At 74.6% G+C, this 22,243-nt stretch carries 19 protein-coding genes; 10 read left to right on the top strand and 9 right to left on the bottom strand.

The window, feature by feature from the left end; genetic code table 11:
• Nucleotides 1–13 precede the first annotated feature (13 nt).
• Together ACFYUV_RS48650 and ACFYUV_RS48645 are read left to right on the top strand one after the other, a co-directional pair.
• The gene (locus ACFYUV_RS48650; RefSeq protein WP_387682384.1) at nt 14–2,257 is read left to right on the top strand and encodes an arylsulfatase; all 2,244 of its coding nucleotides are present in this window, start codon (nt 14–16) and stop codon (nt 2,255–2,257) included.
• A 157-nt stretch (nt 2,258–2,414) separates the two neighbouring features.
• A complete protein-coding gene (locus ACFYUV_RS48645; RefSeq protein ID WP_387682381.1) occupies nt 2,415–3,599 on the top strand; it encodes an MFS transporter in 1,185 nt (394 codons plus the stop codon).
• A gap of 16 nt (nt 3,600–3,615) precedes the next feature.
• Here ACFYUV_RS48645 and ACFYUV_RS48640 read toward each other — a convergent pair whose 3' ends face one another.
• From ACFYUV_RS48640 to ACFYUV_RS48630, 3 genes are read right to left on the bottom strand one after another with little or no spacing between them, the layout of a single operon-like run.
• Nucleotides 3,616–3,948 carry an ArsR/SmtB family transcription factor gene (locus ACFYUV_RS48640; RefSeq protein ID WP_387682379.1) on the bottom strand — a complete coding sequence of 111 codons (333 nt, stop codon included), beginning with the start codon at nt 3,946–3,948 and terminating at the stop codon, nt 3,616–3,618.
• On the bottom strand, nt 3,935–4,366 hold the full coding sequence (locus tag ACFYUV_RS48635) for an SRPBCC domain-containing protein (RefSeq protein WP_387682376.1): 432 nt from the start codon (nt 4,364–4,366) through the stop codon (nt 3,935–3,937). Before ACFYUV_RS48635 ends, ACFYUV_RS48640 begins: the two co-directional genes overlap by 14 nt.
• Before the next feature lie 59 nt (nt 4,367–4,425).
• A complete protein-coding gene (locus ACFYUV_RS48630; RefSeq protein WP_387682373.1) occupies nt 4,426–5,802 on the bottom strand; it encodes an MFS transporter in 1,377 nt (458 codons plus the stop codon).
• A gap of 123 nt (nt 5,803–5,925) precedes the next feature.
• On the opposite strand from ACFYUV_RS48630, the gene ACFYUV_RS48625 reads away from it, so the two are divergent.
• The 6 genes from ACFYUV_RS48625 (at nt 5,926) to ACFYUV_RS48600 (ending at nt 14,626) form a co-directional block, all read left to right on the top strand.
• Entirely contained in the window at nt 5,926–6,690 is a 765-nt protein-coding gene (locus ACFYUV_RS48625) for an IclR family transcriptional regulator (protein WP_387682370.1), read from the top strand.
• Between the two features lie 25 nt (nt 6,691–6,715).
• Nucleotides 6,716–7,564 carry a fumarylacetoacetate hydrolase family protein gene (locus ACFYUV_RS48620; protein ID WP_358011110.1) on the top strand — a complete coding sequence of 283 codons (849 nt, stop codon included), beginning with the start codon at nt 6,716–6,718 and terminating at the stop codon, nt 7,562–7,564.
• Nucleotides 7,564–8,577 carry a zinc-binding dehydrogenase gene (locus ACFYUV_RS48615; protein WP_387682366.1) on the top strand — a complete coding sequence of 338 codons (1,014 nt, stop codon included), beginning with the start codon at nt 7,564–7,566 and terminating at the stop codon, nt 8,575–8,577. The genes ACFYUV_RS48620 and ACFYUV_RS48615 overlap by 1 nt, the downstream gene beginning before the upstream one ends.
• A 20-nt stretch (nt 8,578–8,597) precedes the next feature.
• The gene (locus ACFYUV_RS48610) at nt 8,598–11,387 is read left to right on the top strand and encodes an FAD-binding and (Fe-S)-binding domain-containing protein (RefSeq protein WP_387682363.1); all 2,790 of its coding nucleotides are present in this window, start codon (nt 8,598–8,600) and stop codon (nt 11,385–11,387) included.
• 71 nt (nt 11,388–11,458) lie between these two features.
• The gene (locus ACFYUV_RS48605) at nt 11,459–13,027 is read left to right on the top strand and encodes a serine/threonine-protein kinase (protein ID WP_387682361.1); all 1,569 of its coding nucleotides are present in this window, start codon (nt 11,459–11,461) and stop codon (nt 13,025–13,027) included.
• A 270-nt stretch (nt 13,028–13,297) separates the two neighbouring features.
• Nucleotides 13,298–14,626, top strand: coding sequence for a cytochrome P450 (locus ACFYUV_RS48600; protein WP_387682358.1), 1,329 nt, complete (start codon nt 13,298–13,300; stop codon nt 14,624–14,626).
• Between the two features lie 157 nt (nt 14,627–14,783).
• Here the strand turns inward: ACFYUV_RS48600 and ACFYUV_RS48595 are convergent, their stop codons facing one another.
• From ACFYUV_RS48595 to ACFYUV_RS48570, 6 genes are all read right to left on the bottom strand, one after another.
• On the bottom strand, nt 14,784–15,968 hold the full coding sequence (locus tag ACFYUV_RS48595; RefSeq protein ID WP_387682355.1) for a sensor histidine kinase: 1,185 nt from the start codon (nt 15,966–15,968) through the stop codon (nt 14,784–14,786).
• Nucleotides 15,965–16,645, bottom strand: a complete 681-nt coding sequence (locus ACFYUV_RS48590) for a LuxR C-terminal-related transcriptional regulator (RefSeq protein WP_387682352.1) — start codon at nt 16,643–16,645, stop codon at nt 15,965–15,967. The genes ACFYUV_RS48595 and ACFYUV_RS48590 overlap by 4 nt, the downstream gene beginning before the upstream one ends.
• Nucleotides 16,646–16,752: 107 nt before the next feature.
• A complete protein-coding gene (gene pip / locus ACFYUV_RS48585; RefSeq protein ID WP_387682419.1) occupies nt 16,753–17,724 on the bottom strand; it encodes a prolyl aminopeptidase in 972 nt (323 codons plus the stop codon).
• Nucleotides 17,725–17,794: 70 nt separating this feature from the next.
• Nucleotides 17,795–18,802 carry an FAD binding domain-containing protein gene (locus ACFYUV_RS48580; protein WP_387682349.1) on the bottom strand — a complete coding sequence of 336 codons (1,008 nt, stop codon included), beginning with the start codon at nt 18,800–18,802 and terminating at the stop codon, nt 17,795–17,797.
• The gene (locus ACFYUV_RS48575) at nt 18,799–19,314 is read right to left on the bottom strand and encodes a 2Fe-2S iron-sulfur cluster-binding protein (RefSeq protein ID WP_352365132.1); all 516 of its coding nucleotides are present in this window, start codon (nt 19,312–19,314) and stop codon (nt 18,799–18,801) included. Before ACFYUV_RS48575 ends, ACFYUV_RS48580 begins: the two co-directional genes overlap by 4 nt.
• A 218-nt stretch (nt 19,315–19,532) precedes the next feature.
• Nucleotides 19,533–19,955 (bottom strand): nuclear transport factor 2 family protein, encoded by a 423-nt coding sequence (locus ACFYUV_RS48570; RefSeq protein WP_387682346.1) that lies wholly within the window; start codon nt 19,953–19,955, stop codon nt 19,533–19,535.
• A 135-nt stretch (nt 19,956–20,090) separates the two neighbouring features.
• Between ACFYUV_RS48570 and ACFYUV_RS48565 the strand changes: the two genes are divergently transcribed.
• Nucleotides 20,091–20,684, top strand: a complete 594-nt coding sequence (locus ACFYUV_RS48565; RefSeq protein WP_387682343.1) for a winged helix-turn-helix domain-containing protein — start codon at nt 20,091–20,093, stop codon at nt 20,682–20,684.
• The gene (locus ACFYUV_RS48560; protein WP_387682340.1) at nt 20,677–22,113 is read left to right on the top strand and encodes an MFS transporter; all 1,437 of its coding nucleotides are present in this window, start codon (nt 20,677–20,679) and stop codon (nt 22,111–22,113) included. Before ACFYUV_RS48565 ends, ACFYUV_RS48560 begins: the two co-directional genes overlap by 8 nt.
• Nucleotides 22,114–22,243: the final 130 nt, after the last annotated feature.

Genomic DNA, 22,243 nt, shown 5'->3' with positions numbered 1-22,243 from the left:
CAGGAGCCTCGCCGTGACCGCAGAACCGATCTTCCGGCGGGCCGGCCGCCCGCCGGAGCACGCTCCGAACGTCCTCGCCGTCGTCCTGGACGACACCGGCTTCGCCCAGCTCGGCTGCTTCGGCTCCGGCATCGCCACGCCGCACATCGACCGGCTCGCGGCCGGCGGCCTGCGCTACAACCGGTTCCACGTGACGGCCCTGTGCTCGCCGTCGCGCGCCTGCTTCCTCACCGGACGCAACCACCATGCCGTCGGCATGGGCTTCCTCGCCGACATCCCGCTCGACCACCCCGGCTACACCGCCCGCATCCCGCGCTCGGCCGCGACCCTGCCGCGGATCCTGCGCGACCACGGCTACTCCACCATCGCCATCGGCAAGTGGCACCTCACGCCGCGCTACGAGCGCTCGGCCGCCGGCCCGTTCGGCCACTGGCCGCTCGGCCAGGGCTTCGAGCGCTACTACGGCTTCCTGCAGGGCGACACCAACCACTACGCGCCCAACCTCGTCCGCGACAACCACCACGTGGAACCGCCCGCCACCCCCGAGGAGGGCTACCACCTCACCGAGGACCTCGTCACGCAGGCCGTCCGGCACCTCGACGACCAGCGCCACGCCGCCCCGGGCAAACCCTTCTTCCTCCACCTCGGCCTCGGCGCCACGCACTCCCCGCACCACGTCCCGCCCGAGTGGAGCGAGCCCTACCGGGGCCGCTTCGACCAGGGGTGGGACGCCTGGCGGGAGGAGATCTTCCGGCGCCAGACCGCGACGGGCGTCGTCCCGCCCGGCACCGTGCTCACCCCGCGCCCGGACTGGGTGCCCGCCTGGGACGGCCTCACCGCCGACCGCCGCCGCCTGTACGCCCGCCAGCAGGAGGTCTTCGCGGGCTTCCTCACCCACGCCGACGCCCAGCTCGGCCGCCTGATCGCCCACCTGGAGGAGACCGGGCGGCTGGACGACACCATCATCGTGATCTTCTCCGACAACGGCGCCAGCGCCGAGGGCGGCGTGGACGGCAGCGTCAACGAGCACCGCTTCTCCGCCGGCATCCGCGAGTCCCCGCAGGACAACCTGGCCCACCACGACGACTGGGGCGGGCCGCGCACCTACAACCACTACGCGTGGGGCTGGGCGTGGGCCGGGAACACGCCGTTCCGGCTGTGGAAGCGCTACACCTGGCTCGGCGGCACCCGGACGCCGCTCATCGTGCACTGGCCGGCCCGGATCGGCGGCGGCGGCGCGGTGCGCGACCAGATCGTGCACGTCAACGACCTGTTCCCGACCCTGCTGGACGCGATCGGCATCCAGGCGCCCGACGTCGTGGACGGGATCGAGCAGCAGCCGGTCGACGGGGCCAGCTTCCTGGCCACCTTCGCCGACCCCGGGGCGCCCGCGCCGCGCACCACCCAGTACTTCGAGATGCTGGGCTCGCGCTCCCTCATCCACGGCCGCTGGAAGGTCACCACCGACCACGTGTCCACGGGCGTCCTGGACGAGGAGGAACTGCTCACCGGCAGCCGCGACCTCGACGCCGACCACTGGGCGCTGTTCGATCTGGCGGCCGACTTCTCCGAGGCGGCCGACGTGTCCGCCGGGCATCCGGAGGTGGTCGCCGAGCTGCGGCGGTTGTGGGACCGGGAGGCCGGGCGCAACAACGTCCTGCCGCTGTACGACGACCTCGTGGCCCGCCTCGGCGCGCTCATCGGGCCGGCCTGGCCGCCCGGCGACGACCGCACGTTCCGGCCCGGGGCCTCGCCCGTGTGCGACGAGTCGTTGCCGCTGCTGTTCGGCGGCTTCCGCTGGACGGCCGAGATCGAGGCGGCCCGCGAGCCCGAAGGCGTGCTGTTCGCGCTGGGCGACTGGAACGGCGGCTTCGCCCTGTACGTCACCGGAGGCCGCCTGGCCTTCACGTTCTCCCGCGCCGGGGAGCCGCTGGAGCTCACCGCCGACCGCCCGCTGCCCGCCGGCCGCCAGTCCGTGGACGTCGTCCACACCACGGGCCCCGCGGGTTCGGCCTTCCACCTGTCGCAGGGCGGGGTCGTGGTGGGCACCCTGGCGTTCGACGGCCTGCTGCCGGTCGCGCTCCAGCACGGCGGGGCCGGGCTGCGGCTCGGCCACGACCTCGGGCTGCCCGTCTCCGGCCGGTACCGCGTCCCGGCCCGGTGGAACGGGCGGCTGCTCTCGGTCCGGCTCAGGACGCCGGGCGCCGCGACCCCCGACCTGCTCGCCGGCCTGCGGACCGCGCTGCACGCCGACTGACAGCGCGGTCCGGGGCGCGGCTGACCGTGTGTGGTCCGAGGGCTGATGGTGTGGGCCGGGGGCGGTTGACGGTGTGGTCCGAAATCGGCCGGTGCCGGGGACGTCGTGGCTGGTTGGCTGGTTCGCCGTAGATCAACCCCTGTCCTGGAACGGAACCATGGCCACCACCACCCTCGCCCCGCCGCGCCCGCTGCTGGTCTCCTGGCTCGCGGTCGCCTCGATCACCCTGGGCATCTTCGCCATCGTCACCAGCGAGATCCTGCCCATCGGCCTGCTGACGACCATCGGCGCCGACTTCCGCGTCACCGACGGCACCGCGGGGCTGACCATGACGTTGCCGGGCTTCGTGGCCGCCGTCGCGGCGCCCGTCCTGACCGTGGCCACCGCCCGGCTGGACCGCCGGGTGATGCTCTGCGTCCTGATGGCGGTGCTGGCCGCCGCCGACGTGCTGGCGGCCGTGGCCGGGGCCTACTGGGTGGTGCTGGCCTCGCGGGTGCTCGTCGGGCTCACCATCGGCGGCTTCTGGTCGATCGCGGCGGGGCTGGCGTCCCGGCTGGTGCCGCCGGCCGCCGTGGGCGCCGCGACGGCGGTGATCTTCTCGGCCGTGCCGCTGGGCTCGGTGCTCGGGGTGCCGGCCGGAACCTTCATCGGCCACCTGGCGGGCTGGCGGACGGCGTTCCTGGTCCTGGCCGGGCTCTCGGTCCTCGTGCTGGTCGCGCTGCTGCGCGTGCTGCCGCCGCTGCCCGCCCGCCAGGTCACCGGCGCGCGCGTCCTGCTGGACCTGCTGCGGGTGCGCGGCACCGGGATCGCGCTGCTGGGCACGTTCCTCGTCGTGCTGGCGCACTTCGGCACCTACACCTACGTCACGCCCTTCCTGGAGCACGTCACCCGGCTGTCCCCGGCCGCCGTCAGCGCCGTCCTGCTGGCCTACGGCGCGGCGGGCATCGCGGGCAACTTCCTGGCCGGCCGGGCCGTGGCCACCGCACCCCGCCTGGCCTTCGCCGTCTGCGGCGGCCTGATCGCGGCGGCCACCCTGCTGCTGCCCCTGGCCGGCAGCTCGCCGGCGGGCGCGGTCGTGCTGCTGGTGGTGTGGGGGCTGGCCTACGGGGGAGTGCCGGTCTGCTCCCAGGCGTGGTTCCTGCGGGCCGCGCCCGGCGCGCCGGAGGCGGCGACCGTCGTGTTCACCTCGTCGTTCCAGGCGACCTTCGCGCTCGGCGCGCTCCTGGGCGGCACGGTCGTCGACGCCTTCTCGGTCTCGACCGCGATGGTCGCGGGCGGGCTGGTCGCGCTCGTGATGGCCGGGTCGTTCTCCTGGCTCACCCGTCCCCGCCGGGCCGCGTGAGCGGGGGGACGGGCGGTCAGCCGTCGAGGTGGTCGCGCAGGGCGTCGAGGCGGCCGTCCCAGTCGCTGGCCAGCGCGGCCAGGAACTGCTGGGCCACCCGCATCGGAGCCGAGCGCAGCCGGTAGCGGACGCGGCGGCGCTCACCGGGCTCGGCCGTCACCAGACCGGCCTCGCCCAGCAGCGTCAGGTGCTTGGCGATGGCCTGCCGGGTGATCGGCAGGCGGGCGGCCAGGTCGGTCGCCGTGGCCGGGCCCCGGGCGGCCAGCTCGGCCAGGACGGCGCGCCGGCTCGGGTCGGCCAGCGCGACGAAGACCTGCTCGGCGACCGCCTCGATGTCATGCGGCGTCAAGGTGCCCGGCCAGCTCGCCCAGCTCGCTCGCCCACCCTTCGGTGTGGGCGTCGTACGCCTTGCGGTGGTGGTCGTCCGGCAACTGGGCGAAGCCGGTCTCGACGACGGTCAGCCGGGTGCCCGTGCCGGCCGGTTCGAGGGTGAACTCGACGTACGTGCGGCGCGGGTCGCCCTCCGGCATGCCGAAGACCGGCCAGGTGAAGCCGAACACCGACGGCTCCTCCACGCGCTCCACGCGCAGGTCGACGGTGTGCCCGTCGCTCCAGCTCAGCCGCGCCGGCCCGCCGGGACGCAGCTCGATCGCCGCCTCCTGGCCGAACCAGGCGGCCAGCCCTTCGGGGGTGGTGAGCGCCGCCCACACCTTGCCTGGCGGATGGGCGAGCTCGACGGTGCGCTCGACCCGATCGGGGAATCCCATGACGACCTCCATATGCGGCAGGGAAAAGGTTGCCACACCTCGTGGCGACAGGTGGACGGTCACCGCTCCGGGCGTGCGTGCCGGCGCAGGCCGTAGGAGACGAGGACGACGGCGGCGAGCGTCACCGCGACGTCCACCAGCAGGGCCAGGCGGATGCCGGCCATTTCCCCGGCGCGCGTGGCGGCGACCGCGCCGAGCAGCGGGATGCCGACGGTGACGGCCACCTGCTGCGTCATCGACGTCAGCCCGGTCGCCAGCCCCTGCTCCTCGTCCGGCAGGCCCGAGGTGCCGGTGACGGTGTAGGCGACGATCGCGGTGACGTGCCCGAAGAACCCGACGAACAGCGCGGGGACCAGGATCGCGAGCACCGTCCAGCCGGTCCCGAGGAAGACGGCGGGAAGCGTCGCCAGCGCCTGGACCGTCATGCCCGCGACCAGGACGCGGCGGCTGCCGTGGCGTCCGACGAACCGCCCGGCGATCACCCCGGCGACCACCGAGGCCAGCCCGGGGACGCCGAACACCAGGCCGGTGACCAGAGGCGACAGGCCCAGCACCCGCTGGAGGTACACCGTCACCAGGAAGATCATGGCCGGCTCCGTCGTGAAGATGACGAACCCGGCGAAGTTCCCCCACTTCACCGTGGGCCGCCGCAGGATGCGCACCGGCGCCAGCGGCGCGGGCGCGCGCAGCTCGATCAGCCAGAACACGCCCAGCAGCAGCACGCCCGCGACGGCCGCCAGGAGGTTCGTCTCGACGGCCGCGTAGATCACCGCCAGCAGGCCGCCGGTCACGGTGACCGCGCCGGGCAGGTCGAGCCGCACCCGCTCCGGCAGCACGCTCTCCCGGATCAGGAACGGCGTCAGCACCACGATCGCCACCGCGACCGGCACGTTGAACAGGAACGCCGCCCGCCAGCTCAGCAGGCTGACCAGGGCGCCGCCGAGCAGCGCGCCGACGGTGAAGCCGCCGGACAGCAGGGCGCCGTTCAGCCCGAGGACGCGGGCGCGCAGCGGGCCCTCCTTGAAGGTGGTGGTGAGCAGCGACAACGCGGCGGGGACCGTCATGGCCGTGGCCAGGCCCTGCAGCACCCGGGCGGTCAGGAGCGTCGCGGGCCCGTCGGTGAAGCCGCCGAGCAGGGAGGCCCCGGCCAGCACGACCATGCCGGCGAGGAACAGCCTCCGCCGGCCGAACAGGTCGGCCGTCCGGCCGAACACCAGGGTGAACCCGGCCGCCGGCAACGCGTACGCCGAGGTGATCCAGGGCCACTGGGCCGGGTTCAGCCCGACGCCCGCGCCGGTCTGGGGAAGGGCGACGTTCAGGATCGAGAAGTCGACCGCCAGCATGAAACCGGCGCCGAGCAGGACGAACGCGATCAACCGCTGCCTGCCGTCGAGGCGCGGCGGGGCGGCCTCGACGGTCGCGACAGGAACACTCATTGCGGCCTCCGAATAATAGCAACCAATCGGTTGCCACATTATGGCAACCGATTGGTTGCGTCAACGATGGGCGGGATCGGGGCAAACTTCCGTTTTCCGGAACGGTGGTCTAACCTTCGGAACATGTCCGACGGTGACGCCAAGCTGGTGGGGGCCGACCGCGTGCTGGCCGTGCTGGCCGAGCTCGCCCGGCACCCCGACGGCATCGGCCTGGAGGAGATGGCCCGCGCCGTGTCCAGCCCGAAGCCGACCGCCCACCGCGCCCTGGCCGCGCTGCGCCGCGCCGGGCTCGCCGTCCAGAACGGCCACGGCCGGTACGTGCTGGGCGACGAGTTCCTGCGCATGGCCTTCGCCCACCACGAGGCCCGGCCCGACCACGTCCGGGTCACCCCGATCCTCCAGGCGCTGTGCGACCGCTACGGCGAGACCGTGCACTACGCGGTGCTGGAGGGCACGTCCGTGGTCTACCGGTCCAAGCTCGACCCGCCGTCCGGCGCGGTCCGGCTGACCTCGGTCGTCGGCGGGCGCAACCCGGCCCACTGCACCGCCGTCGGCAAGATGCTGCTGGCCGGGACGCTGCGGGACGAGGCCGCCGTGCGCGCCTGGGTGGGCGACCGGCGGCTGGAGCGGCCCACCGAACGCTCGGTCGGCACCGCCGAGGAGCTGCACGCCGAGCTGGTACGCGTCCGCGCGCAGGGTTACGCGGCCGACGACCAGGAGAACGAGCCGGGCGTCAACTGCGTGGCGGTCCCGGCGTACCTGACCTCGCCCACCGTGCCGAGCGGCGCGGTCAGCATCAGCGGCCTGGCCTACCGCACCCCCTTGAGCGTGCTCGTCGAGGACGTGCCGGCCATCCGCGCCGTCGTCGCCAGGCGCCACCTTCCCTGACCCGTACAGAACCGGAGAGATCCCCTTGTACCTCATGCGCATCGGCGCGCCCGGCGCCGAGAAGCCGGTCGTCCGCGTGGACGACGACCACTACGTCGACGTCTCCGACCTCACCCCCGACTTCGACGAGCGCTTCTTCGCCGCGGGCGGCCCCGCCCTGCTCGCCGAGCGGGTCGCCGCCGGCCCGCGGCAGGCGTTCGCCGGCGAGCGCGTCGGCGCGCCGATCGCCCGCCCGCACCAGATCCTGTGCATCGGCCTGAACTACCGCGACCACGCCGCCGAGACCGGCCAGGCCGTGCCCGCCGAGCCGATCCTGTTCACCAAGTCGCCCAACACCCTGGTCGGCCCGGACGACGACGTGCGCATCCCGCGCGGCGCCACCAAGACCGACTGGGAGGTGGAGCTCGGCATCGTGATCGGCCGCCGCACCTCCTACCTGGACTCGCCCGAGGAGGCCGCGGCCGCGATCGCCGGCTACTGCGTGGTCAACGACGTCAGCGAGCGGGCCTTCCAGATGGAACGCGGCGGCCAGTGGAGCAAGGGCAAGTCGGCCGAGACGTTCAACCCGGCCGGCCCCTGGCTGGTCACCCCCGACGAGCTGGCCGACGTCCGGAACCTGGGCATGTGGCTGGACGTCAACGGCGTGCGCCGCCAGACCGGCAGCACCAAGACGATGATCTTCGACCCGTACGTCATCGTGCACCACCTGAGCCAGTTCATGGTGCTGGAGCCCGGCGACCTGATCAACACCGGCACCCCGCCCGGCGTCGGCATGGGCCACGACCCGCAGATCTGGCTGCGGCCGGGCGACGTCATGGAGCTCGGCATCGACGGGCTCGGCAGCCAGCGCCAGCGGGTCGTGGAGCCCCGGTAGTGCGGGCGCTCGTCCTGACCGGGCCGGGCGCGGCCGAGGTCCAGGAGGTCGAGCCCCCCTCTGCGGGGCCCGGCCAGGTGGTCGTGGACGTCGAGCGCGCCGGCGTGTGCGGCACCGACATGGAGCTGTTCAGCGGCGGGATGAGCTACCTGCGCACCGGCCGCTCCCGCTACCCGCTGCGCCCCGGCCACGAGTGGTGCGGGCGCGTCGCGGAGCTGGGCGCGGGCGTGGACCCGTGGTGGCTGGGGCGGCGGGTCGTCGGCGACACCATGCTCGGCTGCGGGCGCTGCGACCGCTGCCGTCAGGGCCGCCACCACGTGTGCCCCGACCTGGCCGAGCTCGGCATCAGCCGGGGCGTCGCGGGCGCGCTGGCCGAGCGGCTCGCCGTCCCGGTCGCGGCGCTCCACCGGCTGCCCGATACGGTGGACGCTACATCGGGCGCGCTGGTCGAGCCCGGTGGCAACGCCTTACGCGCCGTCCGCGCGGCGGGGCTGGAGGCGGGGGAGCGGTTGCTGGTTCTGGGCACGGGCACGATCGGCCTGCTGGCCGCGCTGTTCGCGTGCGCCGGCGGGGCCGAGGTGCACCTCATGGGCCGCGCCGAGCCCGACCTGCGCCTGGCCGCGGGCCTCGGGTTCCGCCACGCCCACACCCGCGCGACGCTGCCCGCCCTGCCCTGGCACGCCGTCATCGACGCCACCAACACCGCCGCGATGCCCGCGCTCGCCCTCGACCTGGCCGAACCGGGCCGCCGCGTCGTCTACATCGGCCTGGCCGGCACGCCGTCCACGCTCGACACCCGCGAGCTGGTGCTCAAGGACGTCACCGCGGTCGGCGTCCTGGGCGGCTCGGCCGGGCTGGCCGGGGCCATCGACGCCTACGCCGGCGGCTCGGTGGACTCCCGTCCGCTGGTGGCCGCCACGGTCGGGCTGGCCGAGACGGCCGGCGTGCTGGCCGGACGGCGACCGCCCGGCGCCGGCCCGGGGCCCAAGATCCACATCGATCCCCGGCAATGAACCTGGAAGAGAGCACGAGCATGACCCACCGTGAACCGCGACGGCTGAACGCGCCGGACGCCGCCGTTCTGGCGGCGGTCGAGACGGCCGTCCCGGGGATCACCCGCGCCCGCGCGAGCGACCGGCTCGGCATGGCCCACGACGCCTCCCACTACCTGCTGACCCCGCAGGCCGTGCTGGTGGCCGAGAGCGCCGGCCAGGTCGCCGCGCTGCTGCGCACCGGCCTGCCGCTGACCTTCCGCTCCGGCGGCACCAGCCTCAGCGGCCAGGGCGTCAGCGAGCACCTGCTCGTGGACACCCGCCGGCACTTCCGCTCGATCGAGGTGCTCGACGACGGCGCCCGGGTACGGGTCCAGCCCGGCGCGGTGCTGCGGCAGGTCAACGCCCGCCTGGCCCCGTACGGGCGCAAGCTCGGCCCCGACCCGGCCAGCGAGTCGGCCTGCACGATCGGCGGCGTCGTCGCCAACAACTCCAGCGGCATGACCTGCGGCACGCACGCCAACACCTACCGGACGCTGGAGTCGATGACGCTGGTGCTGCCGAGCGGCACCGTCCTGGACACCGGCGCCCCCGACGCCGACGAGCGGCTGCGCGCCCTGGAACCCGACCTCGCGGCCGGCCTCGAACGGCTGCGCGACCGCGTCCGCGGCAACCCCGAGTCGGTGCGGCGCGTCCAGGAGCAGTTCTCGCTGAAGAACACCATGGGCTACGGCCTGAACAGCTTCCTCGACCACGACGGCCCGGCGCAGATCCTCGCCCACCTGGTCATCGGCAGCGAGGGCACCCTCGGCTTCGTCGCCGAGGCCGTCTTCCGCACCGTCCCCGCCCACCGCCTGGCCGCCACCGGCCTGCTCGTCTTCCCGACGCTGCGCGAGGCGATGGCCACGGTGCCGGAGCTGGTCGCCGCCGGGCCCGCCGCCGTCGAGCTGCTGGACGCCGAGTCCCTGCGCGTCGCCCAGACCGACCCCAAGGCCGACGGGACGCTGCGCGCGATGGCCGTCGCCGAGCACGCCGCGCTGCTGGTCGAATGGCAGGAGTCCGACGCCGAACTGCTCACCGAGCGGGAGCGGACCGCCGAGCGGGTCTTCGCCGGGCTGCGCCTGGCCGCCCCCGCCCGGCTGAGCAGGGAGGCCGGCGGCCGGGCCGCGCTGTGGCACATCCGCAAGGGCCTGTACGCCACCGTCGCCGGCGCCCGCCCCAGCGGCACGACCGCCCTGCTGGAGGACGTCGCCGTCCCCGTGCCCGCGCTGGCCGACCTGTGCGACGACCTGACCCGGCTGTTCGCCGAGCACCGCTACGAGCGCAGCGTCGTCTTCGGCCACGCCAAGGACGGCAACCTGCACTTCATGCTCAACGAGCGCTTCGCCACCGACCTCGACCGCTACGCCGAGTTCACCGAGGACATGGTGGAGGCCGTCCTGGCCAGGGGCGGCACGCTGAAGGCCGAGCACGGCACCGGCCGCGTCATGGCCCCGTTCGTGCGCCGCCAGTACGGCGACGAGCTGTACGAGGTGATGCGCGAGGTCAAACGCCTGTGCGACCCGGCCGGCACGCTCAACCCCGGCGTCGTCCTCACCGACGACCCCGAGGCCCACCTGCGCGACCTCAAGACCGTCGTGACCGTCGAGCCCGAGGTCGACCGCTGCGTGGAGTGCGGCTACTGCGAGCCCGTCTGCCCCAGCCGCGACCTGACCACCACCCCGCGCCAGCGCATCGTGCTGCGCCGCGAGCTGGCCGCGGCCCAGGCGGCCGGCGACCACGCCCTGGCTCGCGAACTGGAGGACGCCTACGCCTACGACGCCGTGGACACCTGCGCCGTGGACGGCATGTGCGCCACCGCCTGCCCCGTCCTCATCAACACCGGCGACCTGACCAAACGCCTGCGCGCCGAACGCCACGGCCGCGCCGCCCGCCGCGCCTGGACGGGCGCCGCCCGCCACTGGGACGGCGTCACCCGCGCGATGAACCTGGCCCTCGACACCGCCGCCGCGGTCCCGCCCGCGCTGCCCGAGGCCGCCTCGCGCGCCGCCCGCGCCCTGGCCGGCGCGGACGACGTCCCCCAGTGGAGCCGCGACCTGCCGCGCGGCGGCACCAGGCGCCGCCCGTCCCCGGCGAACGACGCCGACGCCGTCTACCTGCCGTCCTGCCTGAACACGCTGTTCGCCCCCGCGGACGGCGGCCCCGGCGTGATGACCGCCTTCCAGCGCCTGGCCGCCCGCGCAGGGCTGACGCTGCACGTCCCGGAGAAGATCGCGAGCCTGTGCTGCGGCACCCCGTGGTCGTCCAAGGGCTTCGCCGGCGGGCACGAGGCCATGGGCGAGCGCGTCCGGGACGTGCTCGCGCGCGCCACCGACGGCGGCCGGCTGCCCGTGGTGAGCGACGCCGCCTCCTGCACCGAGGGCTACGCCCACCTGGTGCCCGGCCTCCAGGTGGTCGACGCGGTCGCCTTCACCGCCGAGCACGTCCTGCCCCGCCTGCCGCAGGCGCGCCGCCTGCCGTCGCTGGCGCTCCACCCGACCTGCTCCTCCACCCGCCTCGGCCTGGACGCCGCCGTCACCCGCCTCGCCGAGGCGGTCGCCGAGCAGGTCGTGATCCCGGACGGATGGCAGTGCTGCGGCTTCGCCGGCGACCGCGGCCTGCTGCACCCCGAGCTGACCGCCTCGGCCACCCGCGCCGAGGCCGCGTCGGTGGCCGAGGCGGGCTGCGCCGCGCACGCCTCGGTCAACCGCACCTGCGAGCTGGGCCTGACCCGCGCCACCGGCCGGACCTACCGGCATCTCCTGGAGCTCCTCGACGAGGCGACCGCCTGAGGGGGGCGCGGTTTACACCGATGTGTCAATAAGATCGTCGCTGTTGCGAAGATCCGGCGATCGGGAGCACGATGAGCGACCCCGGCGGCTTCGGCCCCCTGGAGATGGACGAACGCGAGCCCATCGGTCCCTACCGGATCGTGGGCCGCATGGGCGCGGGCGGCATGGGCGTGGTCTACGCCGGGGTCGCGCCCGACGGCGGGCGGGTCGCGGTCAAGGTCATCCATCCGGGGCTGGCCGCCGACCCGCACTTCCACGACCGGTTCGTGCGCGAGGTCGAGATGTTGTCGCGGGTGCGCGGGCGGTGCACGGTCGCGGTCCTGTCCGCCGACACCGCCGCCTCGCCGCCGTGGCTGGCCACCGAGTTCGTGCCCGGCCCCACGCTGACCGGGCACGTACGCGACCACGGCCCGCTGCCGCCGGACGGCCTGGTCGCGTTCGGGGTGGACATCGCCGAGGCGCTCACCGACATCCACGGGGCCGGGATCGTCCACCGCGACCTCAAGCCGGGCAACGTGATCCTGGCCGCGTCCGGGGCGAAGGTGCTGGACTTCGGGATCGCCCGCGCCCTCGACGAGAGCGGGCTGACCGGCACCGGCGCGCTCATCGGCTCGCCCGGCTGGATCAGCCCCGAGCAGTACCGGGGCGACCAGGCCGACGCCGCCGCCGACGTCTTCGCCTGGGGCGCGCTGATGGTCTACGCCGCGACCGGGCGGCCGCCGTTCGGCACGGGGGCGCCCGACGTGCTCGCCTACCGGGTCATGAGCGTCGATCCGGACCTGTCCGGGGTGCCCGAGGGCGTGCGCGACCTGGTCCGGGCGGCGCTCGCCAAGGACAGGGCGGCGCGTCCCGGGGCGGCGGAGCTGCTCGGCGCGCTCCGGTCGGGCACGCTCCTCCTGCCGCGGCCCTCGTCCGGCACGCTCCCTCTGACACCCCCGCCCCCTCCACCCGGCACACTGCCCCTGACACCGCCCCCGCCCGGCGGGCACGGGCCGCTGGGGCCACCTTCGTCCGGCGGGCAGGGACCGCTGACGCCGCCGTCGTCCGGGGGGCGGGCGCGGTTGTGGCCGGTGGCGGCCGCCGTGGGCGCGGTCGTCGCCGTCGTGGCGGTCGGCGCGGCGTTCGCGCTGAACGCGGCCGGCACGCCGGACGCGCTGCCGTCCCAGGACGACGGGCCCACCTCCTCCTACACCGACCCGCCCGCCACCTCCGCGGACCCGGACCCGACGGACACCCCGGAGGAGAGCGAGACCCCCGAGGAGACCCCCACCCCGGAGGACACCCCGACCGAGACCGACACGCCGGAGAAGACGCCCGAGGCGACGCCCACCAAGAGCAGGCCCCGCACCCTGCCGTGCGCCTCCTCGGGCTCGATCCTGCGCGAGGCCGCCGCGCTGAACGGCGGCAGCCTCCCGCAGGACGCCGTGGTCGCCCGCAAGCGCTGCGTCGGCTCCTGGGTCGCCGCCGAGCTGTCCTCCCCGAGCGTCGGCGCCATCGACCTGATCGCCCGGCGGAACGCCTCCCGGTTCCTCGACGCCCAGATCGGCAGCAACTTCTGCTCCCTGGAGGGCCGCCCGGCGCTGGTGGCGAGCGCGCCCGCGTCGATCAAGAGCTTCCTGTGCCCCAACGGCTTCGGCTGATCCGCACCCTTCCGCCGGCTTCGGCTGGTCGGTCCTGACGATCGGCGCCGGGCACGAGACCACCTTGATCTGGATCGCGCCAGCGTTGAGGATGATGCTCACCGACCCACACCTGGCCGGCCGCGTCAACGGCGGACGCCTGGGCATCGACGAGGCGCCGATGAGGTACCGAGGCGGGACACACCGATGACCCACATGCCCACGCGCCACCGCCCTCGGCGGCCGCCCCGTCGCAGCCGCTCACGCCACCCCGACGTGCTGGAGGATTCGGTGCCCGCTTCCCATCAGCCCACTCCCGCCACCAACCCCGACGACGCCGCAGCGGCCGCATCCGGCGATCACGTGGTCCCCGTCATCACCTTGGACGAAAGCGGCGCCGACCACCACGGTGAAGCCGCCCGGTTACGTGCCGCCGGACCGGTCGTACGCGTCGTGCTGCCCGGAGAGATCCCCGCATGGGCCATCACTGACCAGGACCTCCTGCACAGTGTCCTGACCGACCCCGGCATCAGCAAGGACTGGCGCCTTTGGACCTGCGTCCGCAACGGCGCCATCCCCGACGACTGGCCTCTCACCGGCATGCTCAAGGTCACCAACATGGTCACCGCCGACGGCGCCGCCCACCAACGGCTGCGCCGGCCGGTCACCCGCACCCTCACCGCCCGGCGCCTGCAGGAGATGCGCCCCCGCATCACCGCCCTCATCACCGAGGTCATCGACGCGCTGCCCGCCCACGCCGACGGCACCGGCGCCGTCGACCTGCGCCGGCACTTCGCCTATCCCATCCCGATGGCCGTCGTCTGCGAACTCGTCGGCGTGCCCGAGAGCAACCGTCTCCACCTGCGCCACCTGGTCGAATCCATCTTCCGGTCCACCACACCCCCGCACGAGGTCATCCAGACACAGGCCGGGATCACCACCGTTCTCACGGAGCTCGTCCGGCAGCACCACGACGAACCCGGAGCCGACCTCACCACCGACCTGATCGCACTCCAACGCGACGACCCTGACGCGCTCACCGACGCCGAACTCGTCGGCACGCTGTGGCTGATGATCGCCGCCGGTCACGAAACCACCCTCAGCCTGCTCCTCAACGCGGTCCGCGCCCTGCTGACCCACCCGGATCAGCTCAGTGCCGTCCTGGAGCAGGCCGCGGCGAATCCGGCGGACACGTGGGCCGCCGTGGTGGAGGAGGTCCTGCGCTGGGACGCACCGATCGGCAACTTCATGGCGCGTTACCCCCGCACCGACCTGACCCTCGCGGGCGTCACCATCCCCGCCGGCGACGCCATCCTGGCCCCCTACAGCCTCCTCGGCCGTGATCGTGCCCAGCACGGCGCCGATGCCGATGACTTCAATTGGCGCCGGCCGTCCAGCAGGCATCTGGCCTTCGGAGGTGGCCCCCACGCCTGCCCAGGCGCTTCACTGGCCCGTCTGGAAGTCACGCTCGCGCTGGCCGCGCTCTTCGATCGCTACCCCGACATGCGGCTGGCCGTGTCCGCCGGCGACCTCGTCCCCGTTCCGTCTCTGTTCTCCAACTCCATCCAGTCACTCCCCGTACGCTTGTCTCCCCGTCGCCCAGCCGAGAGCCGTCACTGATCGCTGGGCCCGTGCCCGGACCTCGGGCGCGTGCACCTGGTCGGAGTAGCTGCCACGGGTGGGTGGATGCCACTGCCGACGCGGGCCGGGCCGGAGCGGCTGCGGGCGGCCGGCCCGCGCAGATCTGTCATGCGACCTGTGGTGTGTTGGCGGGACGTCATTCGGCCGAGGGCAGCGGGATGCGTACCGACACCAGCGTCCCCTCGCCGGGAGCGGTCTCGACGTCGGCGCTGCCGCCCACCGCGCGGGCGCTCTCCCGGATGGAACGGGCGATGCCGAGGCCGGTCGTCGGCGCGTCCGGGTCGAAGCCGCTGCCGTGGTCGAGCACGCTCAGCGCCAGCGTCCCGGACCGGCATTCGGCCCGCACCACTGCGTGCCGCACGCCCGCGTGCTTGCGCACGTTCGTCAGCGCCTCGCGCAGGATGCCGCTCAGCGCCTCGACGACCTCGGCCGGCATGCCCTCGCGTTCCGGCGCCGAACGCAGCCGGCCCGCGTTGAACTCCACCCGCAGCCCGCTGCCGACCGCCTGCCGCACGACCTCCTCCAGGGCGGCCACGACGTCCTCGGCCGGGTCGCCGTCGTCGCCGCGCAGGAAGGCGCGCAGCCACTGCGACTCCTCCGCCACCCGCGCCCTGACCGAGTCGTCGGCGATCCAGCCGTCGCGGGTCAGCGCCTCCATGGTCTGCAGGATGCGGTCGTGCAGCACGCGGGCCGTCCTGCCGCGCTCGCGCTCCTGCGACAGCTGCGCCGAGCGGCGCAGCTCCTCGGCCCTGGCGCGGTCCAGGTCGCCGGCGGTCCTGAACAGGATGCGCATGACGTACGCGGCCATCGTGGCGTTCGTGGTCAGCCCGGCGACGTGCGGCAGCCCGGCCCACCACGCCAGGTCCGCCTGGACGTACCCGAGGACCAGCGCGCCGCCCAGCGCCGCCGTCCACGCCAGCACGACGGGGAACGTGCGGAAGGAGATGCCGGCCATGATGCCGACGAGCAGCACGTACGGCAGGACCGTGCCCGGCCAGCCGTCGGTCACCCGCGAGCCCGCGTAGTGACCGGCGGCGAGCACCGCCGCCGTCACCAGGCCGAGGTCCACGCAGAGCAGCGCGCGCGGCGCGAGCGCGGCGCGGGCCGCCGTGACCACGCACACCAGCAGGCTGACCGCGCCCATCGCCCCCAGCAGGTACGGCAGCGGCCCGAGCGTCAGCCACCGCCCGTCGCCCAGCACCTCCAGCGACCCGCACAACACCAGCGCGCCCACCCGGACGACCACCATGGTGAGGGCCCGGCTGCGCTCCATGCCGGCGACCGCCGTCCCGGGCGGGCGCGGCGGGCGCGGGGGGCTCACGGCCGGTCGCGGCGTTCGAGCCGGTTGAGCGCCGCGCGCGTGAGCTCGGCCTTGTTGCCGACCTGCAGCTTGGCCCTGATGCGCTCGACGTAGGTGTCGACGGTGGCCTTGCTGACGCCCATCCGGCGGCCCACCTGGGCATGGGTGAAGCCCTGGGCGATGTAGGAGAGTGTCTCCTCCTCCCGCGCCGACAGCCTGGGCCGGGCGTCGCCTTCTGAGCCGCCGTCCGAGCCGTCCTCGGAGCCGTCGGCCGCGGCGGGCGGGCGGGCGTTGTCGTCCAGCTCGCTCTGCAGGATGTCGGCCAGGCCCGCCGACAGGTAGAAGCCGCCCGCGGCCACCGTGCGCACGGCGGCGACGATGAGCTCGGAGGGGGCGTCCTTGGTGACGTACCCGTTGGCTCCGCAGCGGATCGCCGCCAGCACGTCGGCGGGCCGTCCGGAGGCCGACACGATGAGGACCCGCGTGACGGCCGACAGCTCCTTGACCGCGGCCAGGCACGGCCGGTCCTCGGCCAGGTAGAGGTCGAGGATCAGCACGTCGTACCCGGCGTCGAAGCCGCGCAGGTCCCCGACGGACGAGCCCCGCAGCACCACCTGCAGGTCCTCGTGCCGGTGCAGGAGGTACTCCAGCCCATGGCGGATCAGCTCGTGGTCGTCGATCACGGCGATCCGGATCACGTCTTGCTCCGCGGCAGGCTGCGAACGAGGTGACATGTCAACAACGGTGAGCAGAAGTGTGCAAGGCCAGCAAGTCCTGCAAAACCACTACAAGTTCGTAGTGTAGATCATGAACCCTGTGGTGCACGGGCGTTCGGACGGTAGCCGTCGGTGGCCCTGATGAGCTCGTGCAGCGTGCCGGGTTCGGCGCCGCCGTGGCCGGCGTCCTCGACGATCCGCAGCTCGGCCTCCGGCCAGGCGCGGTGCAGCTCCCAGGCGGCGTCGGGCGGCGTCTTCATGTCGTAGCGGCCGTTGACGATGACGCAGGGGACGTCCCGGATCGCCGCCACGTCGAGCAGCTCGCCCTCCCGCAGGAAGCAGCGCCGGGTGAAGTAGTGCGCCTCGATCCGGGCGAAGCCCAGCACCTCCCGGTCCGTCAGCGGAGGGGGAGGCGCGGGCAGCAGCGTGTTGGCCGCCAGCTCCCACGCCGCCCACGCCCGCGCCGCCGGCAGGTGCACCTCGGGGTCCGGGTCGAACAGGCGGCGGTGGTACGCGCCGAGCAGGTCGTCCCGATCGGCCTGCGGGATCGCGTCCCGGAAGGCCGCCCACTCCGCAGGGAACAGCCGGGCCGCCCCCGAACCGGTGAACGCCCACGCCTCGTCGGCCGCGCTCGCCAGGTAGACGCCGCGCAGCACCAGCTCGGTCACCCGGCTCGGGTGGCGGCGCGCGTACGCCAGGGCCAGCGTCGCCCCCCACGAACCGCCGAACACCTGCCAGCGGTCGATCCCGAGCCGCCGCCTGAGCAGCTCCATGTCCGCGACCAGATGCCAGGTGGTGTTGGCCTCCAGCGAAACCCCGGGGTCGGCGGCGTGCGGGCGGCTGCGCCCGCAGTTGCGCTGGTCGAACAGGACGATCCGGTAGGCGGCGGGGTCGAAGAACCGGCGCTGCACGGGCAGCAGCCCGCCGCCGGGACCGCCGTGGAGGAGGACGACCGGTTTGCCGCCGGGGTCGCCGCAGGTCTCCCAGTAGATCTCCTGGCCGTCGCCGACGTCGAGCAGGCCGCTCTCGTAGGGCTCGACGGGCGGGTAGAACGTCATCAGCGTCATGGCTACCAGACCTACTCGCCCCGGCCGCCCGGCGCGCAGCCGATTCGCGCAACTGCGGGCGCTTTTATGACGGGCGCGCGAGTTCGGTGAGCGTGCGGCGGAGCAGCCGTGCGGCCAGCACCGGCTTGAAGGCGTTGTGCCGCAGCGGGCGGGCCTCGGCCAGCGCCACGCCGGCGGCCCGCGCGAAGGCGGACGCGTCCGGGACGGCGCCGGTCAGCAGGTCCTCGGCGGCGTGGGCGCGCCACGGCTTGTGCGCCACCCCGCCGAGCGCGACCCGCGCGAACACGATCCGGCCGTCCTCCACGTGCAGCAGCACGGCCGTGCTCACCAGCGCGAACGCGAACCCGGCCCGGTCCCTGACCTTCGCGTACGCCCCGCGCCCCGGCGGCGCGGGCGGCAGGTCCACGCTCGTGACCAGTTCGCCGTCCCGCAACACGGTCTCCACCTGCGGCGTGCGGCCGGGCAGGACGTGGAAGCCGGTGAACGGCACGCTCCGCGTCCCCTGCGGCCCCGTCAGGTTGACGGTCGCGTCGAGGGCGGCCAGGGCCACGCACATGTCCGAGGGGTGGACGGCGACGCAGCTCGGGCTCGCCCCCAGGACGGCGTGCGCGCGGTTGAAGCCCTCCAGCGCGTCGCACCCCGCGCCGGGCACGCGCTTGTTGCAGGCGGCGGCGGTGTCGTAGAAGTAGCGGCAGCGCGTACGTTGCAGCAGGTTGCCGCCCACGGTCGCGCGGTTGCGCAACTGCGGCGAGGCGCCCGCCAGGATGGCGCGGGCGAGCACCGGATAGCGGCGCCGCACCCGCGGGTCGGCCGCGACCTTGGTGTTGCCGGCCAGCGCGCCGAGCCGCAGCCCGCCGCCGGGCAGGTCCTCGACGGCCGACAGCGGCAGGCGCGAGATGTCCACCACCCGGCCCGGCCGCTCGACCTCCTCCCGCATGAGGTCGACGAGGTTCGTCCCGCCGGCCAGGTAGCGGGCCGGGCCGCCGTCCGGCGGCGTCGCGGCCATCATCGCGGCCATCATCGCGACGGCCTCCGCCACACTGGCCGCCCGCAGGTAGGCGAACTCCCTCACCTCGCGGCGACCTCCCGGACGGCGGCGGCGATGTGGTGGTACGCCCCGCACCGGCACAGGTTGCCCGCCATGCGCTCGCCGAGCTCGGCGTCGGTCAGCTCGCGCGGGGGAGCGGTCAGGTCGGGCGTCGCGGCGCTGGGCACGCCGTCCCGCAGCTCGGCCAGCAGCCCGGCGACCGAGCAGACCTGGCCGGGCGTGCAGTACCCGCACTGCAGGGCGTCGTGCCGGACGAACGCCTCCTGCACCCGCGCGCCCACCTCGTCGTCCGCCAGGCCCTCGACGGTGACGATCTCCATCCCCTCGCACTGGACGGCCAGCAGCAGGCACGCGTAGACCCGCAGGCCGTCGGCCAGGACGGTGCAGGTGCCGCAGGCCCCCTGGTCGCAGCCCTTCTTCGTGCCGGTCAGCCGGAGGTGCTCGCGCAGGAAGTCGAGCAGGGACACGCGCGGGTCCGCCGGCGGCTCGTGCGGCCGGCCGTTGACGCGCAGGGGGAGCGGGGCGCGGCCGTCCATCCCATCCCTCCGGCCGTACGGACTGTGGCGATCACGGTAACCCGCACTGGGCGGGACGACGTGGTCCGTGCGCCGGTCGAGGGGCAAAACGGTGGCGGACATTGTCGAATGCGGATCATCGGGCGAGGATCCCGCCGTCGCCGTCGCCGTCGCCGTCGCCGTCGCCGTCGCCGTCGCCGTCGCCGTCGCCGTCGCCCGCCACCGGCATTCCCAAGGGGTCACCCCTTGGCGGTCATGGCCTCCGCGACCGTCAGGCTGTCCTCGTAGATGTGGCTGCGCGTGATCAGCCCGCCCTCGACGGTCAGGTGCAGCGCGAACGGGGTGGTGTAGGCGGCGCCGGTCGCGCGCACGGTCTGCACGATCTGCCCCAGCACCACGGCGTCCGGCCCGTCGACCAGGATCTGCCGCACCGTGGTGCCGTTCAGCTCCGGCACGTGATGCGCCGCCAGCGAACGGTAGTGCTCGGCCACCTCGGCCCGCCCGGACCTGGGCCGGATCCACGGCACCGCCGGATGCCCCTCGACGGGCCAGCTGAGCTGCCAGTCGACCGGCTCGGCGAACAACTCCGCCACCCGCTCAGGATCGCCCTCGCCGATCCGCCGCAACAACTCCTGCACGATGTCCCGCGTGTCCCTCTTCATGCCCCCAGTCTCGCGGCCCGCCTGAACGCCGTCGATTACCCCGGAGGTAACCGCCGGCGGTACCCCGGCGGTATCCGGCCGGCATTCCAAAGGAATCCTTGACATCGTCGGGGCGGGTGGCGGAACATTCCAAGCATGTCTTTGGAATCTGCGGGGCGGCGGCTGGTGCTCGACGATCCGGCCGCGATGCGGGCGTTCGCCCATCCGGTCCGGCTGGCGCTGCACGAGCTGCTGTTGCGGTCGGGGGCGACCACCGCCGCCGACGCCGCCCGCGAGGTCGGGATCAGCCAGGCGCTGGCCTCCTACCACCTGCGGCAACTGGCCAAATACGGCCTGGTGGAGCAGGCCGAGGCGCGCGACGAGCGGGAGCGGCCCTGGAAGGTGACCGCGAGCGTCCAGGTGTGGGACGACGACGTCACCGGGTCCGAGCGGTCGGCCGCCCGCAGTCTGCTGGAGCAGGTCCTGGCCGAGCGGGCGCTGTCGCGGCTGGTGGAGTGGCAGGAGGCGCGGCGGGGCGAGGAGGAGCCCTGGCGGGGCGTCGGCGGCGTCGGCAACACCTACCTCTACGTCACCCCGCAGGAGATCACGGCGCTCGGCGAGGCCGTCGCCGATCTGCTGCGGCCGCTGATGGCCCGCGTGGACGACGCGGCGGCCCGTCCGGAAGGGGCCCGGCCCGTGCTGGTGACGCAGATGGTGATCCCGCTCGCCCCGACGGCCTCCGGTGACTGAGCGACGCTCCCCGGCGGGGGAGACCGGCCAGGCCGGTGGGCGGACGGCCGAGGAGCCGCCGGGCCGGGAGGGCGCGGCTCGTCGGCGGCCGGCGCGGCAGGCCGACCTGCGGTGGCGGCCGGCGCGGGACGGCGGCCTGCGGTGGTGGCCGGCGCGGCAGGCCGGGGTGCGGTGGTGGCCGGCGCGGGGCGGTGGCGGGTGGGTGTCGCCCGGCGGCGGGCGGGGGTTCGGGCGGTTGCTGGTCGCGTCCGTCGTGTCCCAGACGGGCGACTGGGTGATCAGCACCGGGCTGGCGTTCCACGTCTACCGTCTGACCGGCTCCACGCTGTCCACCGCGATCATGCTGCTGGTCTCCCGGCTGCCCCACGTCCTGCTCGGGTCCGTGGCCGGGGTGCTGGCCGACCGCTGGGACCGCCGCCGGTTGCTGGTCGTCACCGACGTGCTGCTCGGGCTCGGGTTGCTGCCCCTGCTGGCGGTGCGCGGCCCCGCCCAGGTCTGGATCGTCTACGCGGTCGCCCTGTGGACCGGCGTGCTCGGCACCCTGCTCGCCCCGGCGCAACGGGCGCTCATCCCGCAGCTCGTGCCCGCGTCCGGGCTGGTCCGGGCCAACGCCCTGCACGGCCAGAGCGGTCAGCTCGCCCGGCTGCTGGGGGCGATGCTGGGCGGCGTCGCCGTCACGGCGGGCGGGCTGCCCGCGATCGTCCTGCTCGACGTGGCCAGCTTCGGGATCTCCGCGGTCCTGCAGGCGACCCTGCGTGTCCCGGCCAGGTCGCCGGTCGTGGCGCGGGCGCCGTCCGTCCGGGCCCAGTGGGCGTCCGGGCTGCGGTCGGCCATGGGGAATCCCGGCATCCGGTTGCTGGTCGCGTACATGGTGATCACGGGGCTGGGCGAGGGGATCTTCGCCACGCTCGCCGCCCCCTTCGTGGCCGACGTGCTGGGCGGCCAGGGCGACGCGTACGGGCTGTTCCTGTCGGTGCAGGCGGTCGGCGGGCTGGCCGGTGGGCTGGCCGTGGCCCTGCACCGGCGCGACCCCGCGCCACGGGTGCTCCTCGGCTGGGGCACGGTCGCGTTCGGCCTGCTCGACCTGGCGCTGTTCGCCTACCCCCTCGCCCTCGACGCGTTGTGGCCCGCCCTCGTGCTGATCGCGCTGGCCGGTGTCCCGGCGGCGGCGGCGATGGCCGGGTTCGCGACGCTGGCCCAGACGGCCACCACCGACGAGCGCCGGGGCGGCCTCATCGGGCTGCTCGCGAGTGCCCAGGCCGTCACCTCGCTGCTCGGCATGGCGGCCGCCGGGGTGCTCGGCGAGGTCGTCGGCATCGTTCCCGCGTTGTGTCTGCACGCGGCGGGGCTCGTCACCGCGGGCGTGCTCGTGCTGACGAACCGCGCACCCCATCCCGGGCGTGCCGCTTCCGACCGGAGTCGACCATGACGTTTGTCATGGAGGCGTCTCTGACTGTCGGCACTACACCCGGCGCCGCCACCCCCAGCAGGCTGGTCCCATGCTGAAACTCAAGGACGGCGGCTCCCCGCGGTCGCCGCGCCGGCCGCCGGGCGTTACC

Source organism: Nonomuraea sp. NPDC003560 (assembly GCF_042878785.1).
In the GTDB taxonomy this organism is placed as follows: Bacteria; Actinomycetota; Actinomycetes; order Streptosporangiales; family Streptosporangiaceae; genus Nonomuraea.
The sequence above is the reverse complement of the archived record's forward strand: the minus strand, read 5'-3'. Positions and strand labels throughout refer to the sequence as shown.

Excerpts from the sequence above, each read along its gene's own strand:
- ACFYUV_RS48575 (WP_352365132.1), bottom strand. The coding sequence starts at position 19,314 with ATGGACGGCCGCGCCCCGCTCCCCCTGCGCGTCAACGGCCGGCCGCAC.
- ACFYUV_RS48565 (WP_387682343.1), top strand. The coding sequence starts at position 20,091 with ATGTCTTTGGAATCTGCGGGGCGGCGGCTGGTGCTCGACGATCCGGCC.
- ACFYUV_RS48625 (WP_387682370.1), top strand. The coding sequence starts at position 5,926 with ATGTCCGACGGTGACGCCAAGCTGGTGGGGGCCGACCGCGTGCTGGCC.
- ACFYUV_RS48605 (WP_387682361.1), top strand. The coding sequence starts at position 11,459 with ATGAGCGACCCCGGCGGCTTCGGCCCCCTGGAGATGGACGAACGCGAG.
- ACFYUV_RS48570 (WP_387682346.1), bottom strand. The coding sequence starts at position 19,955 with ATGAAGAGGGACACGCGGGACATCGTGCAGGAGTTGTTGCGGCGGATC.
- ACFYUV_RS48645 (WP_387682381.1), top strand. The coding sequence starts at position 2,415 with ATGGCCACCACCACCCTCGCCCCGCCGCGCCCGCTGCTGGTCTCCTGG.
- ACFYUV_RS48610 (WP_387682363.1), top strand. The coding sequence starts at position 8,598 with ATGACCCACCGTGAACCGCGACGGCTGAACGCGCCGGACGCCGCCGTT.
- ACFYUV_RS48635 (WP_387682376.1), bottom strand. The coding sequence starts at position 4,366 with ATGGGATTCCCCGATCGGGTCGAGCGCACCGTCGAGCTCGCCCATCCG.
- ACFYUV_RS48630 (WP_387682373.1), bottom strand. The coding sequence starts at position 5,802 with ATGAGTGTTCCTGTCGCGACCGTCGAGGCCGCCCCGCCGCGCCTCGAC.